Genomic DNA, 19013 nt, shown 5'->3' on the forward strand with positions numbered 1-19013 from the left:
CGACTACCGCGCGACTTTCGTGTTCCGCAACGGAACCCAGATCAAGCCGTGAGACGACCGATTCGCGAGCCCCCACCACTCAGCGCTGACCGGATGGGTGCGGACTTCCACATGCGCCGATCTCCTGGCTCTGGGTGGTCGATCACCACGAGCATTGTGGTGCTCCCGGGCGGGAGGCTGCTGCGCGTCGGTGAGGTTCAGGTCCCGGGCTCGTGGGGTAGGCGAGCTTCGAGGTAGGAGGTCCAGTCGTGTGCCGCGCGGTGATTCCACTTCGTGGCGGTTTCCATGTCGATGCCTGTGAGGTGTGCCAGGACCGAGGCGGGTAGCCGGGCGGCGAGGGCGAGGCGAGCGCTGTTGCGCGCTGCGAGTCCGGCGAGCCCGTGGCCGGCCAGGCGGTGGGACAGTGTGTTGGCCGCGATCGGCCGCGAACCCGTTGCCCCGGGGAACAGCAGTGGCGATGTTTGCTTTCTCAGGCCAAGCCCGTCGTGGGGAGCGGGTGGCTCAGCGGCGAGGCGTTCCAGGAGCGTGGCCAGCCGAGGTGGGAGCGCGAGTCGATGATCGGCGAGCTTCAGGGACGTGCCGGTGGTTGTCGTGGTCACCTGGTCGTGGCGCAGTCGCACGATGGTGGTGACGGGAAGTCCATAGAGGAGGGTGAGTGCGCCTGCGACGCGAAGCGCGAGCGGAAGGTCATCGTCGTCGAGACATCGGCGGAGCTGGTGCAGGCGTTCGTCGTCGTCGAGCATTGTCAGCCGTTGCGGGTAGTGAGGGAATGGTGCTCGGATGCCGGTGGGGATCAAGCCATGGGTCCGGGTCCAGGTGATGAAGGGATACAGGTAGCGGTAGTGCCCGCGGCCGCTGTCGAGCCATTCGTCCACATGCGACTGGGAAAGATCGGCGAGCGCGAGGTGCTGGCTGTCGAGCCAGTGCAGGAAGCGGGATGCGGCCAGGACGGTGGAGGGAATGGTCGTGGGGGCGCTCTGGCCGACTCCACGGCGGTGCGCGGCACGGCGTGCTTTCGGCAGAAGGTACCAGCGGGCGAACGGTCCCAGGACGTGCAGGTGGTGTGGTGGCGTCTCGGCCATCAGGTTGCGTAGCCACGGGTCGATCCGGTCGATGTACTCGGCGTCTCGTTCGGGCAGGACAGCGCATCGGACGAGAAGGTCCCGGACGCTGTTGCTTGTTCGGGAGGGGGCGAGGGTGTCGAGGTGTTCGTGGGTGACGGGGATGTCGTCGAGGACGAGCTGGCGGAGCAGCCGGCTGCCTTTCGTCGCTTGGATCCAGTGGATCGTGGCCGACGGTGTGTCGCTGGCAGCGAGCTTCGCGTGAAGAGCAGCCCACCGGGCGGAGATTGTCCCGTCCGGCCTCATCAGCAACTTGGTGGCGCGGTCCGTCAGGGCGCATCGGCGGCAGGAGCGGGCGTTGTGGTTGTCGCCGGTGGCGCCGCAGGTGCGGCAGGCGAAGGTGAGCGGGCTGCCCGCACAAGGACCGCAAATCCGGGCGCCGTCGGCGCCGGAGCCGATAAGCGGCAGAACGGTACCGCAGGTCGCGCAGGGTGTCTTGGCCGAGATTACCTTCGCGCGGCAGCAGCCACCGACGGCGCCAAGCGGCCAGAGTGCGGCGACGCGCGAGACTTTGCCGCACAGTGCGCACGGCAGGTAGGTGCAGCGTCGCCGCCGTGCTTCGGCCTTCTTGGGCTTCTTCGCTCGCGCTGGCGGAGGGGAGCGATCGCCGCGTCGGCAGGGCGAGCAGATCGGCCCGTCGGGGGTGATGGTCTGACGTCCTCCGGGCGTGCCGCAGCGCCAGCATCGGGTCAGGCGGCTGACACAGCGCGCGCACCAGCGACCGTCCGCCGCGATGTGCGGCAAAAAGAACGTCGCTTGCCCGCAGGCGGAGCACATGGGCTGCGCGACGTCCACTCCGGAATGAACGGAAAGCAGGTGCGCCAAGGGAAGATATCCCGCTGGAACGGCCGACCTCGCCACCGTCAGCGCGTCGTCGTGTCCGTCCAAGAAGGCCACGAGGTCGGGGATCTCCTCGGGGGCGATCCGCGTCGAGTGCAGCAGCAGATGCAACTCTGCGCCGCTCATCTGGGGCAGATGCCTGGCCAGCGACGCCAAGAGCCCGCCCGGCTCTCCAGCCACGTTGATCGGGTTCGGCTGTGTCATGACAGATCCGGGCGGCGGATAGTGCTGCGACGGACCTGCGGGAGCCGGGACGCTCCAGCTGCCTTCGTTGTCACCGTACCGGCGACCTTGATCTCGATCAGGTCGTTCGGTGCGCAGGCGAGGATGTCGCACAGCGCGGCGAACACGTCCATCGACAGCCGCTGAGGTGGTGTCGTCACGAGCCGATAGATCTGCTCGCGGGACAGCACGATCCCGCGTTCTGCCAACGGCTTGACCAGATCCGAAGTCTGAAACATCCCGCGTTCGGCCATCCGCATACGCAGATGCCACTCGAAGGTCATCTTCTTCGTCACGGCGCCTCCCACATGAACGGCGCGAAGGCGCCGAGTGCCTGGTGCATCAACCGGTTCCGGAACTCGTCCGACACGTCGGTGTAGATCGAGGTCGTACTGGGATACGCGTGGCCGACCTGCTCCTGAATGAACCGCGGCGGGTATCCGAACTCGACCAGGTGCGTCACATAGGAATGCCGCAAACAATGCAGATCGAGTTCCGCATCCAGGCCCGCGGCGTCACGGGCCCGCTGGAACGCCGTATTGAGACTTCGCGGCGCCAGCCTGCTACCCCGCTCAGTGAGGAACAGCGCCTGGAGACCGGCGGTGTCCAGCACCGGCCGGATCTCCTCAAGCCACTCCTCGAACGGCTCGACCACCCAGTCCATCTCGGGCACGAGCAGGACAGTCCGCCGCTTCGGCGGACTGCCGCGCGAGCTCTTGCCCCAGCGAACGAACAGCGCACCGCACCGTTGAAAGTGGCGGATACGAGGATTGTGCCGCAGGTCCGGCAAATCCAGGCCCCAGGCTTCCCTGCGCCGGAGGCCGAACGCGTACACGGTCTTGAGCGCGATCGAGTCCCGCAACGCGGTGATGCCGCCCTTGCGGCCACGCGCCCGCGCCTGATCCGCCAACCCGTCGGCAGCGTCGAACAACGCCTGCACCTCGTCGTAACTCAACGCGCGCCGCCCAGGGCGGCTCTCGACGTCGGCGACGTGCCGGACGCTGTTGAACTCATGCAAGACCATCATCGGCGCCGCGCCGAATCGCTGCAGGCACACGTCAGGCCATCGGTATCGCGGATCGGTGACGTACTGCATGAACAAGCGCAACACGCACTCATGCGCGCGCAGCGTCGACATCCGCACCGGCCTGTCGCCGGAGCGTAGATGTGACAGGAACGCTTCCACCTCGCCTGCTGTCCACTGCCACGGGTACTGGTTCGACGCCTCGGCGAACCGCCGGATCAGGTGCAACCGCGCATGGATTGTCCTCGGTTTCAGGAACCGGACTCGCTGCTGCCGCGCCCACCCCTCGAGCATCGCCTCGAAGACCGCCGTCTCCGGATCGAGAAACGACACGCCCTCGACGAGCATCATGCGAGCCGCCCCGGCAAGATCGTCGTCCACCACAGTATGTTGCATCAAACACAACGATGTGGCGTTTAATTGAGCGGAGTTCTACTCGTTCGGGCTAACCGTCGAAGCGTCTGTCGACCTGGGCGGTAGTGGCGTCCGCAGCTCGACGTCAGAGGCTCGGCTTGACGCCCCGCAGTCGTGTCGGCAGGCTTGTGATCTGCGCAAACGTTGCACCGGCGGCCTGTTGTGATAGATGCAACTTGGCTCATTCTCGGCTTGACGGGAGCGTGTCCGGCGTTCAGGATCGTCGACAGAGTTCGTGCGTATGTTCGAGTGTTTGTCGCTGGCTTCCCCCCACGGCAGAGCGTGTGGTGTGGAGCTGGTGTGGCGTTCAACAATCCTGCTGTCCCGTGGCGTGAGATCCAGCGGGTCGCGTCCGGTCGCCCTCGTGTGGAGGGTGACGGGAACGATTCGCCGGCGTGGTCGCGCAAGCGGGAGGGCTACGCCGGGGCGCCGGTGGATCTGCGGGTCCGCGAGGGCGACGACGACGGCGGGGCGGTGCCGCGGGTTCCGTACGCGGAGTTGCACGCGCATTCGAACTTCAGCTTCCTCGACGGCGCCAGCCACCCCGAAGAGCTGGTCGAGGAGGCCGCCCGCCAGGGTCTGGACGCGATCTTCCTGACCGATCACGACGGCATGTACGGGGCGGTGCGGTTCAACGAGGCCGCCCGCGAGCTCGGGGTCCGCGTGGGTTTCGGTGCGGAGTTGTCGCTGGACCTGCCCGCGCCGCAGAACGGCGTCGCGGACCCCGGCGGGGCGCATCTGCTGGTGCTGGCCCGCGGCCTGGAGGGCTACCGACGGTTGTGCCGGGTGATCTCGCGGGCGCAGCTGGCCGGTGGGGAGAAGGGCCGCCCGGTCTACGACGAGACCGCGCTGGTCGACGACCTCGCCGGACATGTCCTGGTACTGACCGGCTGCCGAAAAGGTCGGATCCGCCGCGCCCTCGCCGCCAACGACAAGATCACCGCGATGTCCGAGCTGATGTCCCTGGTGGACAAGTTCGGGCGCCACAACGTGGCGGTCGAGTTGATCGATCACAGCCTGCCGCTCGATTCGACCTTCAACGACACGTTGGCGTCGATGGCGGAGGCGGCGGGGGTGGTGACGGTGGCGACGAACAACGTCCACTACGCCCACCCCGGCCGGGGCCCGCTCGGGGACGCCGTCGCCGCGGTCCGCGCCCGCCGGTCGCTGGATGACATGGAGGGCTGGCTGTCGGCGGCGCACATGGCGTTCGTGCGCTCGGGTGCCGAGCAGGCCGAGGTCTTCGCCCGGTATCCCGGTGCGGTCACCCGCGCGGCCCTGCTCGGCGTCGAATGCGCCTTCGACCTGAACCTGGTCGCCCCGGACCTGCCTCCATTCCCCGTCCCGGCGGGACACGACGAGATGTCGTACCTGCGGGAGCTGACGTGGGCGGGTGCGGCGAAACGCTACGGGCACCGCGAGGACTATCCGAAGGCCTACGCCCAGCTCGACCACGAGTTGAACATCATCGAGAAGCTGGGGTTCCCCGGGTATTTCCTGGTGGTGTGGGACATCGTCCGGTTCTGCCGCGACGCCAACATCTTGTGCCAGGGCCGGGGTTCCGCGGCGAACAGTGCGGTCTGCTACGCGTTAGAGATCTGTCACGCCGACCCGGTGAAGTGGGGCCTGCTGTTCGAGCGGTTCCTGGCGCCGGAGCGGGACGGGCCGCCGGACATCGACATCGACATCGAGTCCGACCGCCGCGAAGAGGCGATCCAGTACGTCTACGACAAACACGGCCGTTTCCATGCGGCGCAGGTGGCGAACGTGATCACCTACCGGGCGCCGTCGGCGATCCGGGACGCCGCCAAAGCCCTCGGTTTCAGCCCCGGGCAGCAGGACGCCTACAGCAAGATCGTCAACCGCTGGGCCGGCGTGAAGAAAACCAGCGAGGAAGCGGCGGGGGAGATCCCGGCCGAGATCCTCGAACTTGCCGACGCCCTCGAAGACTTCCCCCGCCATCTGGGGATCCACTCCGGTGGGATGGTGATCTCCAAGGAGCCGGTGTCGGAGGTTGTGCCGGTCGAGTGGGCCCGCATGCCCGGACGGTCGGTGTTGCAGTGGGACAAGGACGACTGCGCCGCCGTCGGGCTGGTGAAGTTCGACCTGCTCGGCCTCGGCATGCTCTCCGCGCTGCACTACATGATCGACCTCATCGCCGAACACCACGGCGAGACGGTCGACATCGGCAAGCTCGACCTCGCCGACCCCAACGTGTACGACATGCTGTGCGCCGCGGACGCGATCGGCGTGTTCCAAGTGGAGTCCCGGGCGCAGCTGGCGACGCTGCCGCGGTTGCGGCCGCGGAAGTTCTACGACCTCGTCGTCGAAGTCGCCCTCATCCGGCCCGGCCCGATCCAGGGCGGCTCCGTCCACCCCTACATCGCCCGCCGCCGCGGAGAAGAAACCTGGAAGCACAAGCATCCCCTGCTGGCCCGGTCCTTGGACCGGACGCTGGGGGTGCCGTTGTTTCAGGAGCAGGTCATGCAGATGGCCGTCGACGTCGCGTCCTTCACCCCGGCCGAGGCGGATCTGTTGCGGCGGGCGATGGGCGCGAAACGCTCCAGCGCCAAAATGCGGAAACTCGCCAAACGGTTCTTCGACGGTGCCGCGGCCAACGGCGTCGACCGCGACACCGCCGTGTCCGTGTTCGAGCAGATCCACGCCTTCTCCGGCTACGGCTTCCCCGAAGCCCACTCCATGTCCTTCGCCCTGCTCGTCTACGCCTCCGCGCATCTCAAGTACTACTGGCCGGCGGCGTTCTGCGCGGGCCTGTTGCGCGCGCAGCCGATGGGGTTCTACTCCCCGCAGTCGCTGGTCGCCGACGCCCGCCGCCACGGCGTCATCGTGCGTGAGCCGGACATGAACGCCAGCCTCTCGCACGCCACCCTCGAAGCCGAGCCCGAAAGCACCGGCGGCCAGGCGATCCGGCTCGGCCTCGCCGCGATCCGACACGTCGGCGACAACGCCGCTGAGGCGATCGTCACCGAACGCCAGATCAACGGTCCCTACACCAGTATCGGGGAGTTGACCGAACGTGTCCGGCTGAAGAAGCCCGCGGTCGAGGCGCTGGCCACCGCCGGGGCGTTCACCAGCCTCGGCCCCGAGCGACGCCAAGCACTCTGGGCCGCAGGTGCCGCGGCCACCACCCGGCCCGAGCACTTCCCGGGTCTCGCGCCTGGCCTGGACGCACCGGCGCTGCCGGGGATGACGCGGTTCGAGGTCACCGCCGCAGACCTGTGGGCCACCGGCATCTCACCCGGCTCCCACCCCGTCGAATACCTCCGGACCTGGCTCACCGAGCGCGGCGCCATCAGCGCCGCCCAGCTCAGCGAGGCCGAGGACGGGGCACGAGTGTGGATCGGGGGAGCCGTCACCCACCGGCAACGCCCCGCCACCGCAGGCGGAATCACTTTCTTCAACATCGAGGACGAGACCGGCATGGCCAACATCCTCGTCTCCCCGGGCCTGTTTCACCGGTGTAGGAAGGTGCTGCTGGCGAGCAACGCCTTGCTGTTCCGAGGAATCGCTGAGGTCACCGAAGGATCGTCGACACTCGTCGCGGATCAAGTGCGCCCGTTGGATCTCCGGGGTTTAGCGTCGGGATCGCGTGATTTCCGATGACCGGAGCGAACCGGGAATGGCGAACGCTGGAAGTGCCGATCCGGCCAGGTTCTGAGGCGCCCAAACGATGTCCGTGGGGCCACGACCTGGCAGTCGGCGGCGTGCGACAGAGCTGGTCACAGGACTATCAGGCGCCGGAGTGGCTGTGCGAGGCTTGCCACGCCCTAACAGGCGACGGCGGCATCTGGGCAGTGATCGACACCGCCGTGGAACGGCAAGTCATCGAAACCGACGTGGACGAGTACGGCCTGCGTCTGGTTGTTCTGCCGCCGCCGGTTTCCGCAGGGATCGGCGTCATCCAGCTTCGCTTGGGACACACGGTCTTCGGTGAAGTGCACTTGTCACTGTGTCCGGTCGACCGGCGCGCGATCCTCTGCCATGTCGAGGTCGAAGAGAAGCACCGAAGGCGTGGCGCTGGCCGCGTGCTGGTGAACGCGGCCTTGAAGCGAGGCACCAAGTTCAACTGGACGATGCTGCCCATCAAGCGTGATCCGGTCGCCGTCGCGTTCTGGGCCCGGGTCGGAGCAGTCGGGACGGATAGCCCCCACCCCTGCACGCATCAGCTGAAACAAGGAGTCGTGCCCGCCGAATCGCGATGGACGAAGTGGTGGTAAGCCTTTACGGCAGTGATGCGCCAGCATCTCCCCGTGCCATGGCCGGCCACGAGTAACGACAGGCCTGCCGAAGCCGTTGTACAGGCCCACGCCGACTTTCTCGCGTTGCCAACCGGCGCTTGATCAGGCTGGGCGCGCCGGGATTTCCGCTGGTCAAACGCATCGTCCCGGGCTCATTGCTGCTAGTACGCATAGTGCGGTTGGCCTGCTGTTCGCGAAACCGGCAAATTTTGTCGCTGGTTGTCGATAGCGTGACGAGGTGACTACTGAGAGCCGAGACGAGGGTGCCGGATCCGCACTGCGCCGTGCGGGCGCGGCATGGTCGGAAGAGGACACCGCGATGCTGCTGGACGGGCTCCGGCGCGGTGCGAGGCTGGAGGCGCTCGCGGAGAGCTTGGAACGCACGCCCGGTGCGCTGCAGGCACGGTGCAAGGTGCTGCTGCCGCCGCAACTGCGCCCGGCGTTACGCGCTGATGCTGAGGCGGTGCTGAGGAGGCAACTAGCGGCCAACCCGAATTTTGCCGCCGCCACGAGTCCGAACAGAACATCGGCCCGGCGCGGAAGTCGTGGTCGTAATGCCTCGGTGTCGCCTGTGTCGTTGAGCGGCGAGCAGCGGCGGATGATCGACGCGGTGCGGTCAGGGCAGGATGTGATCGTCGATGCGACCGTGGGATCGGGCAAGACCACGGCGATTCAGGCGCTGTGCACTGAAGTGGGTCGGGAACGGCGGGTGCTGTATCTGACCTACAGCAAGCTGTTGAAGGCTGATGCGCAACGCCGGGTGAAACACGCGAAAGTGCAGAACTACCACGGCATCGTATATCCCTCCCTGCTCAAGGCGGGCATCAAATGCGGTGTTGATGAATCCATTCGACGGTTCAACGCAGCCTTTACCAGCCTCTCGGCCCAGTTCCCCAGATTCGACCTGCTCGTGGTCGATGAGTACCAGGACATCAACGAGGAATACGCGCAGCTGCTGCGCAACATCAAGTCACTGAACCCGTCCATGCAGACCGTGCTTGTCGGTGACCTGGCGCAGAAGGTGCACTCGAATACGACGCTGGACGTCCAGCGGTTCACCAGGGAAATCACCCGGCAGGCCGAGTTGATGCCGTTCACGCGGTCTTTCCGGGCAGGCCGGGAACTTGGCACGCTGCTCAGCGAGGCGTGGAACAAACCGGTGGTGGGCGTCAACCCCGGGCAGACGATCAGGTACGTCTCCTACGACGAGGCACTCGACTTCATGAAGGCGAAGAACCCCGGTGAGCTTCTCTGCCTGGGCAGACGCAACGGCCAGATGGCTGAGGCGCTGAATCACCTGGAACGCGATCATGGTGAGGTCTTCAACAAGGAAACCGTCTACGCTTCCATCCGCGACGGCGACACCTCGGTGACCTACAGCGACGACACCGCGGTGTTCACGACGTTCGACTCCAGCAAGGGGCTGGAGCGACCGGCGAGCGTGGTGTTCGACTACGACGAGGACATGTGGGACATGCGCTGCAGCTTCCCGAACGTGGACACAACGGTGATGCGCAATGTGTTCCTGGTCGCGGCCTCCCGCGGAAAGCACGAAGTCGTCTTCGTGCGGTCAAAACATGCTCAGCGGCAACCCAAAAGCATCGGCTTCATCCCCGTGCAGCGGTTCACGAAACTGCTGGCCGCCGAACAACCCAAATATGACAAACCGATGATGGCATCGGACTGCTTCGATTTCACCTACGCGGAGAACCTCCAGGCCTGCGTCGACCTGCTCGACAGGCGACGCCTCGACGACGGCACGGGCGAGGAGATCAACATCGACCGCGTCGACGGGCTGATCGACCTCTCTCCCGTGGTGGGGCACTACCAGGAAGCTGTGTTCTTCGACAGGTACAACCCCACCCTCGAGGTGGTACTGAACCCGAAACCGATCGCGAAGCAGCTGCGCGGCAAACTGACCGACGACCCTTGGCACAACTCGCTGGTGCTGACCGCCGTTGACACTGACCAGATGCGCTACGCGGAACAGGTCACCCGAAAAGTCAGCGGCGAGGTTCGCGACGCACTGACCAGGCGACTGGCGACACAGCTTCCCCGCGACTGCGCGGCACAGGTACCCATGGACCTCTCAGGCACGGCTGCGACATCGTCGGCGGCGACACCGATCACGTTCGTAGGTGTCGCCGACGCCGTGCACGACGACAAGGTCTTCGAGCTCAAGTTCGTCTCCGAACTCGATCGCGCCATGTTCCTCCAGCTAGCGCTCTACCTCGTCATGAGCGGCCACCAAACGGGTGTGCTGTGGAACACGCGCACAGACGAACGCTGGGAAGTGCAAGTCCCAGACCGCGAGAGGTTCATGCACGCCGTCGTCCTGTGCGTCACCAAACAGCACTACCGGGCGTTCCAGACACCGCCGCCACAACCGGAACAGAGCGGCCGACTCCGCAGGATCGCGGTCGGCTTGCTCGGCCGCTCACGACGGGACGGACCACCCTTCGGCTGAAACCCAACGTTCGATAGCGCTTGGCTGTGCGCGCAGTCGGTATCGCCTGCGCGTCGGGAGTGGCGAGGTGGACTGCGATCTCTGCGGTACGTCGCCGGAGATGGCGGGCCCAGCGCACAAAGGGGGAGGGGTGCGCCGGGTCCAAGGACACCATGCCACACGTCGAACAGATGTTCAGCTCGGCTGCCCGAGGGTAGCCGACCGGGCGGAGGTGCGCTGAGGCGAGTTCGATGAAGGATCTTGGCATCGCGAAGCTGCAGGCGAGCAGGTCGGCGCGAAGTTAGACCTCAGTGGAAGGGCGCGTCGATCTGCTGATGATCGCTGCAGAGTGACCGGAACAACGAGACACGGATCCGCGATTTCGACTACGCTGGCCGCTCGGCCGGTTACGCTCGTGTAGTGATCGCGCGGGAGTAGCGGTCGGGCCGTGGGGGCGGCTGCTAGAAGATGTCGGGCGACGGGGAGGGCGAGCCGGCGTGTCGTTGAATGTGGCCAAGCTGCGGCAGCAGGCTGGTGAGCTTGATGCTGAGCTGGAGCAGGCCCGGTTTACCGGGAGATCGGCTGACGGTATCGCGTCGGCGGTGGTGACTGGTCAGGGCAAGCTGGTGGATCTGACGATCGCGGATCATGTGATCCGGAGTACGCATCCGCAGCGGCTGGGGCCCGCGGTGCTGGAAGCGGTGTCGGCGGCTCGGCGTGAGGCCGCGCAGGTCGGCGTCGTCAAGATGCGCGCGGTGGTGGACAAGGACCAGGAATGGGTTCCCGAACCGGGCTGCGGATCGGTGACCGGGCATCGGGACGATTCCGTTCCGCCGCCTGCGCCCAGAGCTGGGACGGCAGCCGAGCCGCGCGCAGTGCGCCGGGATACCGATGAGGTCGAGGAGGAGAGTTTCGATCAGCTCGACTTCCTGGACGCTGATCTCGAGGATGAGCGGCGGGATCGCTGGTGAGCTACGAGGACGAGCTGTATCACCTGGCGCGGGAGATCGACGCGACGGTGGCCGTGGTCGAGCAGGCCTCGGTGGCTGCGGCGCGGGATCGTGTCACGTGGGCGTTGCCCGGTGAGCTGGGGTCGGTGACGGTGACCGGGGCCGGTGAATTGGTCGACGTGCAGGTGGACGTGGCCGCGATGAAGGCCTACAGCGCGGCGAGCCTGTCTCGTCAGCTGCTGTTGGGGATCCAGCGGGCCGAGGAGACCGCGGCCCAGCGCTATGACGCGGCGATCGCGGCCGTCCGGGATGAGGAGCGGCTGGTATGAGTGTTCCGGATCCGTTCGACCCTGGGGCCGGTCAGGGGTATCACGTCTATCCGGAGAAGCTGCGGGCCGCGGCCGACGCGATCGCGGACGCGGCGGGGCTGCTGCAGGACTTCGCGGTGGTGGACTTGGCGGACGTCGCGCTCGGCCCATACGACCTTGGCTTGCCGGGAACGGTCACGAACATCATGCCGGGGCTCAATGGGATGGGGACGGTGGACCGGTACAACGCGGCCATCGACGCGATTCAGCGGATCACGGCCGAGAATTCAACTCAGCTCGCCGTGTTGAGCGCGGCGCTGGGCAAGGCCGCGAACCATTATGAGCAGCTCGATCAGGAAGCGTATGAGCGGATGAAGAAGCTGGAGGGTGAGATCAAGTGACCACCCCCGACCCGGGCCAGGCCGCCGCGGATCTCGCCACCATGAGCTATCCGGAGGCCGCGGATCAGAAGATCCGGGACTACGCGAACCTGATCGGCGCGAACGGGATCATCGGACTGCTCGACAAGCTTCGTGTGTTCGTCGCCGGCGACCTGAAGAAGACGTTGAGACTGGCAGAGGTGTTTGCCAGGGAGAGTGCGCTGAAGGAAGCGGCTGAAGTCGTCAATGACGCCAAGCTTTCGCTGGCGGCCGCCTGGCATGGGGATGCCTACGATCAGTTCTCGATGTACTCGGGGATGGTCGTCGATGGTCTGAACAAGGGCCAGGTCTCCATCGCGAGCCTGACCAAAACGATGAGCACGGTCGCGACAACGGTGATCGCGACCTATAAGAACCTGTTAGTCGCGCTCGGCAACTGTGCGTCCAATCTGTCGGCGCTGGCCGGTAAGTTCGGAATCCTGCTCGCGTCGACAGCTCTTCCGCCGCTGGCGGTTCTCGCGGTCAAGGATTTCGTGGACGCGGTCAACTCGGCGTTCGAGAAGTTCTGGCGTGACTGCATCGCGCTCATCTCCGGCATGATCACCTCTGTCGAGGCGCTGATCGGGAGCGGTTTTGAGCTGACGGTCATCGAAACGAACTTCCCCAAGATCCCGGATGTCGGCACGAGTGTCGAGGTGGTCGGGGAGCCCCGTCGCTGGCGGATCAAACCGGGAGCCGATCCTTCGTGACACGACGTCTGGCCCGCGGGCTCGCCACACTGATGGCCGGCGGCATGGTGGTGCTGGCCGGCTGCGGAACGAGCCCGCCACCTTCGCCCTCCGAACCGTCGGTGTCGGTCCCGCCGATCCTGGCGCCCTTGAACGGCGCCAAGTTCATCGCCGATCCGTGCTCGGCGATCACGGTGGAGCAGCTGGAGAGCATCGGCTTCGGTGAGGGCAGGCATGAGCAGACCCGGGAAGGCCAATGCCTGATCGTGCTTGGTTCGTCGGTCGACGTGACGACATCGTGGTTTCCGCCGGTGCGGGAGAGCATCCGCACGTTGTACAGCGATCGTGCGCTAGGCCGCGATACCGGCAACCACTGGGAAGAGGTCACGATCAACGGCTACCCGGCCGTGATCGTGGAAATCAAAGAGAACATCCCGAGCCGACGGGACCAGGGGCCGCTGGCGTGCAGGCTGGCTCTCGGTGTCGACGACAACACGCTGGTACACATCAAAGCCAACACGTGGGGAAAGCCGGAAGCCGGTCCCTGGCAAGCCGATCCCTGCGGTGCGGTCAAGAAGATCGCCGAGTTCGTCATCGACAACCTACGCGGCTAGGAGAGGACGGCATGGCTGAACAGAACACCGTCGCCACTGACTTTTCCTTGGCAGGGGTGAACTTCTTCGTCGCCGACGACCTCAACGCGGCTGGCTCTGCGGGCGGTTTCACCCTGAGCCGCGAGGACATGACAGCGGAGCTGGAGAATCTGCGGCTGCTTCGTGATCGGGTCAGGGAGCAGCGCCGCGCGGCAGCGCCGATGTGGTCCATCGTCTCCCCGGGACAGGATCCAGCCTCCTTGCGTAATACGAAGGCCAGTAACAACTCTGGCAATTGCTATGGCGATTACTTGGATCGGCAGGGCCGCTTCCTTGACACGATCATCGGCAAGATGCAGACAGCACTCGGTATCACCGTGCAGCACGATGAGCAAGCAGCCGTTGACGTCGGCAAAGTGGGCGGGGGGCATTTCTGATGCGACGTGCAGGAATTGCTGTCGTGGCGGCAGTGCTTACTCTGGGTTTGGCGGGTTGTACGGAAAAGACCGATCCGCCCAACCCGATGAGCTCAGGCGCCACACCGTCTGCTGGCCGGCCTGCGCTTCCCTACGCCGACGCGCCGAAGGTCACCGACCCGCTGCCGGCATCACTGATGCAGCGCAGCCCCTGCGACGTCCTGACGCCAGCCCAACTGACTTCGCTATTCACCAACGAACCCGAGGCGCACCCCGCGCGGGACACAGGCATTGCGCAGCAGTGCCACTGGACCGACCTCAGCCGCGGTTCGAGTATCGGGATTCAGATGCTGTACGCGGCGCGGGACGGGTTGAGCCAGTTCTACGCCAAGAAGCAGAGCAATAAGTTGTGGGAACCGCTGGAGCCGGTGCAGGGCTACCCGGTCGTCGCCTACGGGGCGAACGACACGCGGCAGACACTGGGTGACTGTTCGGTACTGGTCGGGGTCGCGGACAACGCTGTCTTCGAGGTCGATGTGAACGTCGTCGACTCGAAGGTGGGGACGGTTGATCCCTGTGCGGATGCCCGGATGGTGGCGGATCTGGCCGTAACGACGTTGAAGAGCGGTGCCTGATGAGTTTCGCGCCGACCGAGGCCATGATGGCCTACCTGCAGAAGCTGCAGGCCGAAGGCAAGCTGATCGTGCCCGCTGACCTCGTCCGCATGGTCAAGACCGGGCCCGGCACGGTGAGCCTCGGAGAGGCCCAGCGTGCGGGAGCACTGCAGGCCCAGGAACAGCAAGGTATCGAGGCGGACACACTGGCGGCGGTCGCGCGGCTGGAGAACGCCTGGACGGGACAAGGCGGCGACGCGGCCCGGGCCGGGTTGCGGCCGCTCGCACAGGCCGCGACGGAGGCCTCGGCCGCGTTGCATGGCAGCCAGAACACGCTGGCCGATCAGGATCACGCGTTTCAGGCAACGCGGGATTCGATGGTCGAGATCTCGGCTACGCCGCCGCAGCGGAACGTCCTCGATGTCGCGAGCCCGTGGGATACTGACACGGAGGTCCAGCTCAATGAGCGCAACGCCGCGATCCAGCGGAACAACGAGATCTACAACAACTTCACCCGCACCAGCGATGGTCACGCGCAGGCGATGCCGATCCAGTTCGGCCAGATCGCCGGCGAGTCCGACGGGACCTTCTCCGTCGGCCAGGCGCCCGGCGCTGTTGGTGCCGTAGAGAAGTGGGAGATCGCGGGACCCGGCCGAGAATCCGACGGCGAACCCGTCGGCGTCACCGGACGCGCGGTGCAGGCCGATCATCGCCCCGATGCGGGGCCAGGTTCCGAGGTGGAAGTGTCGCCGGAACAGACGGCGGGTGGCCAGCGGCCGGGCGGCGCTCCTGCGTCGCCGGGCAGGGATGACGGGACCGAGGCCGCTGGGTTCGTGCGCCCGGCTCCGTCAGGCATCGATGTCCCGAACCTCCCAGGACCAGGCTGGGGGAACCTTCCGGCCGCGGGCGGCGGCGCGGACACACTGAACTACGTGACCGGACCGGACCGCCCAGGTGCGGGTCCGGTCGTGCCGCCGTACGGCCGGACCGGGGCACCTGGCGCCGGAGGGCCAGGAAGCCCAGGCCGGTTCGTGGGGGCGGGGCCCTTGGGCCAGGGGAATGAGCCAGCCGGCCGGACTGGCGCGGGCGGTCAGACGGCTGCGGGCAGCCGCGGCACCGGGGCCGGGGTCGTACCGGCGGCCGCGCGCGGCAAGGGCAAGGACGAGGACACGGAGAAGAAGTCCCCGGACTATCTGCAGGAGCCGGACCCGCAGGGGCTGTTCGGCTACACCGGCCGGGTACCGCCGCCGGTGATCGGAAAGTAGAACCGGCAGAGGGAGACAGAGGGGTGCTCGACGAGCCGGTGACGGTACCGCGGCTAGCAGTGGCTCAAGCGTGGGAGTGGGAGCGGATCGGGCCGGTGCATCCGGTGATCGGCCCGGTCGACGTCTGGGTCGAGCCCGACGTGGAAGACGAACTCGAGGAGCTGACCCGGCAGGCGCTGGCGCAGCCCGGCTTCTACGAGTTACGGCGCGGCCGGATCGCCGGATGGTTCCGGGACCTGATGCTCGCAATCGCCTCGCCGCCCTACGAGTGCTATGGCTTCTCCGTCGATCACAATGGGCGGGATCGGTCGATGCTGGCCGTGCCGACCGGGAAACACGGAGTCCTCCTCACGGTGCAGGACGATCGCCTGACTCTGGAAAAGATCCGGGCCGCCAAGGTCATCCGGTCGGTCGCCGAGGCGCTCCCGAATCATCCAGCAGCCGAGGTCGCCGAGCGAGCGGTGCCGCGCGCGGAGTACCTGACACGTATGAACGACGACTCGTACACCCTGGACACGGAGAACGACTACACCGCTGCCGATCCGGCTGACGAGCTTCGGACCCTCATGGCCGAGAAGCGGCTCGCCAGCCACCAGCTCTACGTCGCGGCCCGCTCGAACGGGATCAGACGCGCCAGCGTCCCGCTGACAGCGATCGACACCGCGAACCGTGGCAGGATCCTGACCTATCTCCGACCGGGAACCGACGACCTCGAGATCGCCTGGGGACCCGGCAGCCCGGCGTACATCACCGAAACCCTGCACAATACCCTTGACGCGTTGCGGTCCTGAGACTCGCGTAGGGGCGCCTGGAGAAACCTGTGCAGAGAACGGGTTTCTAGCCGTCCTTGTCGTCGAGGCGGTGTTCTGGCGCCGGGCTCGGTGCGTTCCACGCCTCCTGTTCGGACGCGAACGTCCGGAGAAGCCCAGCCGCCGTCGTCAGGCGGTCGGCGAGGTCGCGTTGCTCCTGGACGGACAGGCGGCCGGCGAGCAGCGCGGTCACAGCCGGTGGAATGGTCGTGGCACAAGCGTTCAGCTCCCGTGCCAGTTCCGCGGTCTTACGATTCATGTTCACCTCGCAGGATCTGCGTCTCAGGCTGGAACACCTGTTGACGGGCCAGATTCGGGTATGTCACGGAGAAGAGGCGGCGTCCCCGCCTGATGTGGGCGCAACAAGCGCGAAGAACCGTGGCGAGCGGGGTTGTCGTGGCGACTGAGTCCACTGTGGATACTCGCCACGGGTGGCTTGAAATTCGATCAGGACCTCGTTGCCTCTGGTGAGCAGGGCGAAGACCTGGTCGACGCCGGCCGGGTTGTTGTATCCGGCGGACCGATGCCGCGAATGGCGTTTGTGCTTCCTTCCAACGGTGTTGTCTGGCTGGTGCGAGAGCGTGTCACCGGGCGTGAGTGGTGCGTGGAGACAAGTGACATGGCGAGGGAAGCCGGAGGCTACGAGCCACGGCGCTTCAAAGTCCACGTCATTGGCGAACAGGTGGTTGGTGCTCCGGATGTTTACCCGCCGCGACGTCTGCCGAGAGTTTCACTGAAGGGCAGGACTAGTCGACTGCTGGCGGCCGGAGGTCGTCGGCCAGCGTAGTCATCCATGCGATCGATTCATCTGCGTCCAGTGCATAGTTTTTGAGCTTCTTGAACTCCTCGCTGTAGTATCTGACCTCGCTCTCGTTCTGGGAGAAGATGGTTGCGAAGGGGGTTGTGATCCTCGCTAGAGCCGGGAGTTCGGAGTCCTCAAAGAGTCCTACTGGTCCAGGCGGGGCCGGAACGGGAATATCCGCCGGTACGATCCTGATTTGACATTGCACTGTCGATGCCATGAAGGTCAGCTGTAATAGCTGGTCTCGCATCACCGAAGCTTCTTTTTGCTGATGGCGCAAACCTCGTTCATGGAGATAGAACGTCGCTGGGACGTGATTGATGATAGAGAACCGTCGCTGGCGAAGTTTTCGTGCCGCGAGCAAGGACTCATGGTTGCGAACGGGGATGTTGAGCGCCGAGAGCTCTGCTCGGACGTATGGCTCAGTCTGTAGAAGGTCTGGTACTCCGGTGGGGTCGAAGATCGTCGCCTCCGCTGCTTGCTCCTCGATCGCGAGCAGTGGGCCGACTTGATCGGGGAACCTTGCGGGATGCCCTAGTGTGCAAGTCTTTGAGGCTGCAAGCCCTGCGAGAGTCATCGCGTCGGCGAATTCCCTCGGTGTTGCTTTGATGAGCCCGAGAATAAACGCCACCTCGAAGTCGTCCAGTCTTCTGGCGCCCTTCTCGAGTCTTGAAATGCTTGGTGACCCGATGCCGGTCATGCGACTTATGTCGATCGCTTGATATTTTGCGCGCTTCCGTATGCGGCGTAGTTCGCTGCCGAGAACCCGACTAGGGAGGGATGGGTCATCTTTGCTCATGAACGTCTTTCTTTGTCCGAACGCTGATCTGCGTTTGATCCAACTTTCGCTGATCGCTGATGCTGCGCAGCGATATCCCTAGCCTGGTTATGTCTCGGTATACTAGGCTGAGCTCGACAGAGTATTTCTCGGCAATGGCTCGAACTGATCTCTGTTCTCTTTCGTATTCGGCGTGGAGTTGCTCGTCGGTGTATGGTCTGGGCTTGCGCCTTGCTCCTTTGGGGCGGGGTTCGACGCCGGACTTTTCGATTGCCCGCTGGATCCAGGAGGGTGACGTCCCATAATTCTTTGCGAGTTTCGCCGCGGTGAGGTTGTAGTCGCGCTCGTACTCGCGAGCAACACGTTTCAGTAATTGGGGCCCGTAGATGTGGTGTGCGCGTACTTCGCGAGACGGAAGGTTCACCAAGGCCCAGTCAAGGTCGAACGCTGCGTTCGCGCCGGCCGATCCACGTCCTTCTATGCCGTGACCTGGATGCGTCCTGCCCGACGTCTGATTGTCTGGTCGCTGTGCCTCGTCGCGGTGCGTCGACGAGGAGTATCCGCTGGTGAACATCGATCCTCTCGAGCGTTGCTACAGGCTTCGACCTGGTGTCCAGAGGAGCCGGCCCGCGTGGGCAATGGCGAGGGAGGGGGCGCGGGAGGATTCCGGAGCCGGCAGTTCGTTCAATCGGTCCACAACGTCCGCGAGGCCGCCGTCCTGCTGCCACACGATCTCGTCGTCAGGGTTCACCCGAAGCGCGGCGGCATCGTTGCTGTGGCGAACCAGTAGCGCGTCGGCCCATCCGTACACCCAGGCGCGTACTCCGCGGATCTCGGTGACTTCGCTCGCCGTGACGACAGGGAAGAACGACCACTGTGCGGTACTTCGGAGATCGATCAGCTTGCGCAGTACCGGGAACTCCTCAATCGCTCGGCGCTCCGCTTCGGACGCGTTCATGTGCCCGCTCCCTGCTCGAAGGTGGGCGGCAGCAGAATGCGGGTCGGCCGCACGCCCGTCGCTCTCGTCCTCGGAGTGGTCATATG

At 65.6% G+C, this 19013-nt stretch carries 18 protein-coding genes; 12 read left to right on the forward strand and 6 right to left on the reverse strand.

Going from position 1 to position 19013, the window contains the following annotated elements; genetic code table 11:
- Positions 1-197: 197 nt before the first annotated feature.
- From DMC64_RS18755 to DMC64_RS18765, 3 genes are read right to left on the reverse strand one after another with little or no spacing between them, the layout of a single operon-like run.
- Entirely contained in the window at positions 198-2165 is a 1968-nt protein-coding gene (locus DMC64_RS18755; protein ID WP_125734557.1) for a hypothetical protein, read from the reverse strand.
- A complete protein-coding gene (locus DMC64_RS18760) occupies positions 2162-2479 on the reverse strand; it encodes a helix-turn-helix transcriptional regulator (protein WP_125734558.1) in 318 nt (105 codons plus the stop codon). The genes DMC64_RS18755 and DMC64_RS18760 overlap by 4 nt, the downstream gene beginning before the upstream one ends.
- Entirely contained in the window at positions 2476-3588 is a 1113-nt protein-coding gene (locus DMC64_RS18765; RefSeq protein WP_199755013.1) for a tyrosine-type recombinase/integrase, read from the reverse strand. The genes DMC64_RS18760 and DMC64_RS18765 overlap by 4 nt, the downstream gene beginning before the upstream one ends.
- 333 nt (positions 3589-3921) lie before the next feature.
- Between DMC64_RS18765 and DMC64_RS18770 the strand changes: the two genes are divergently transcribed.
- From DMC64_RS18770 to DMC64_RS18825, 12 genes are all read left to right on the forward strand, one after another.
- On the forward strand, positions 3922-7245 hold the full coding sequence (locus DMC64_RS18770) for an error-prone DNA polymerase (RefSeq protein ID WP_125734560.1): 3324 nt from the start codon (positions 3922-3924) through the stop codon (positions 7243-7245).
- Positions 7242-7859: a GNAT family N-acetyltransferase gene (locus tag DMC64_RS18775; protein ID WP_125734561.1), complete on the forward strand. Its 618-nt coding sequence runs from the start codon at positions 7242-7244 to the stop codon at positions 7857-7859. The genes DMC64_RS18770 and DMC64_RS18775 overlap by 4 nt, the downstream gene beginning before the upstream one ends.
- A 259-nt stretch (positions 7860-8118) precedes the next feature.
- Complete coding sequence (locus DMC64_RS18780; RefSeq protein ID WP_233629698.1) at positions 8119-10347, forward strand: DEAD/DEAH box helicase family protein; 2229 nt, start codon at positions 8119-8121, stop codon at positions 10345-10347.
- 476 nt (positions 10348-10823) lie between these two features.
- Positions 10824-11297, forward strand: a complete 474-nt coding sequence (locus DMC64_RS18785; RefSeq protein WP_233629699.1) for a YbaB/EbfC family nucleoid-associated protein — start codon at positions 10824-10826, stop codon at positions 11295-11297.
- Entirely contained in the window at positions 11294-11605 is a 312-nt protein-coding gene (locus DMC64_RS18790; protein ID WP_125734562.1) for a hypothetical protein, read from the forward strand. The genes DMC64_RS18785 and DMC64_RS18790 overlap by 4 nt, the downstream gene beginning before the upstream one ends.
- On the forward strand, positions 11602-11985 hold the full coding sequence (locus tag DMC64_RS18795; protein WP_125734563.1) for a hypothetical protein: 384 nt from the start codon (positions 11602-11604) through the stop codon (positions 11983-11985). The genes DMC64_RS18790 and DMC64_RS18795 overlap by 4 nt, the downstream gene beginning before the upstream one ends.
- Positions 11982-12713 (forward strand): hypothetical protein, encoded by a 732-nt coding sequence (locus DMC64_RS18800; protein WP_125734564.1) that lies wholly within the window; start codon positions 11982-11984, stop codon positions 12711-12713. The genes DMC64_RS18795 and DMC64_RS18800 overlap by 4 nt, the downstream gene beginning before the upstream one ends.
- A 44-nt stretch (positions 12714-12757) precedes the next feature.
- Entirely contained in the window at positions 12758-13306 is a 549-nt protein-coding gene (locus tag DMC64_RS18805) for a DUF3558 domain-containing protein (protein ID WP_233629700.1), read from the forward strand.
- A gap of 11 nt (positions 13307-13317) precedes the next feature.
- Entirely contained in the window at positions 13318-13722 is a 405-nt protein-coding gene (locus DMC64_RS18810; protein WP_125734566.1) for a hypothetical protein, read from the forward strand.
- Positions 13723-13745: 23 nt separating this feature from the next.
- Entirely contained in the window at positions 13746-14336 is a 591-nt protein-coding gene (locus DMC64_RS18815; protein WP_158634223.1) for a DUF3558 domain-containing protein, read from the forward strand.
- Positions 14336-15580, forward strand: a complete 1245-nt coding sequence (locus tag DMC64_RS18820; protein ID WP_125734568.1) for a hypothetical protein — start codon at positions 14336-14338, stop codon at positions 15578-15580. The genes DMC64_RS18815 and DMC64_RS18820 overlap by 1 nt, the downstream gene beginning before the upstream one ends.
- A 23-nt stretch (positions 15581-15603) precedes the next feature.
- Positions 15604-16371 carry an ESX secretion-associated protein EspG gene (locus tag DMC64_RS18825; RefSeq protein WP_125734569.1) on the forward strand — a complete coding sequence of 256 codons (768 nt, stop codon included), beginning with the start codon at positions 15604-15606 and terminating at the stop codon, positions 16369-16371.
- A 46-nt stretch (positions 16372-16417) separates the two neighbouring features.
- Here DMC64_RS18825 and DMC64_RS18830 read toward each other — a convergent pair whose 3' ends face one another.
- The 3 genes from DMC64_RS18830 to DMC64_RS18845 all read right to left on the reverse strand — a co-directional run bounded on the left by DMC64_RS18830 (position 16418) and on the right by DMC64_RS18845 (position 18927).
- Positions 16418-16648 (reverse strand): hypothetical protein, encoded by a 231-nt coding sequence (locus tag DMC64_RS18830; RefSeq protein ID WP_125734570.1) that lies wholly within the window; start codon positions 16646-16648, stop codon positions 16418-16420.
- Positions 16649-17135: 487 nt separating this feature from the next.
- Positions 17136-17891, reverse strand: coding sequence for a DUF5753 domain-containing protein (locus DMC64_RS18840; RefSeq protein WP_125734572.1), 756 nt, complete (start codon positions 17889-17891; stop codon positions 17136-17138).
- 670 nt (positions 17892-18561) lie between these two features.
- Positions 18562-18927: a hypothetical protein gene (locus DMC64_RS18845; protein ID WP_199755014.1), complete on the reverse strand. Its 366-nt coding sequence runs from the start codon at positions 18925-18927 to the stop codon at positions 18562-18564.
- Between the last annotated feature and the right edge of the window lie 86 nt (positions 18928-19013).

Origin of the sequence: Amycolatopsis sp. WAC 04197, assembly GCF_003947475.1 — a bacterium.
Classification (GTDB): domain Bacteria; phylum Actinomycetota; class Actinomycetes; order Mycobacteriales; family Pseudonocardiaceae; genus Amycolatopsis; species Amycolatopsis japonica.